Source organism: Streptomyces colwelliae (assembly GCF_048158785.1).
Taxonomy (GTDB): Bacteria; Actinomycetota; Actinomycetes; order Streptomycetales; family Streptomycetaceae; genus Streptomyces.
Genome location: NZ_JBLTJC010000928.1, coordinates 1 through 486 on the forward strand (window position 1 = coordinate 1; position 486 = coordinate 486).

Here is a 486-nt window from a genome sequence, read left to right on the forward strand (position 1 = left end):
GCCGGTGAGGTGCTGATTATGCTTGGTGGACCAAACCCGGCGGAAGTGCGTGCTGGTCTGGATGCGATGGTTGCGAATATTGAAAATGGCGCTGCTTTCCAGTGGGCAAATGACGCAGAAAACACAGCCTTCCTGGCACATGTAGTTTCGCGTACCGGTTCTTATCTCTCATCAACCGCCGGGATCACGCCTGGCGATCCGATGGCGTATCTGGTGGCACCGCCGCTGGAAGCGACCTACGGCATTGATGCAGCGTTGAAATCTGCCGACGTGCAGTTGGTGACCTATGTCCCGCCACCGTCTGAAACCAACTACTCGGCAGCATTTTTAACCGGTAGCCAGGCCGCGTGTAAAGCAGCCTGTAACGCCTTTACCGATGCAGTGCTGGAAATCGCGCGTAATCCAATCCAGCGTGCGTAACGGAGGTTGCCGATGATCAATGCACTGGGATTGCTGGAAGTGGACGGCATGGTCGCCGCTATAGAT

1 protein-coding gene is annotated in these 486 nt (G+C 56.0%); it reads left to right on the top strand.

Translation table 11 applies throughout. The features are described from left to right. A partial coding sequence (gene eutL / locus ACNFOC_RS55210) for an ethanolamine utilization microcompartment protein EutL (RefSeq protein ID WP_416966420.1) occupies positions 1-420 on the top strand: 420 nt, incomplete at its 5' end. Positions 421-486: the final 66 nt, after the last annotated feature.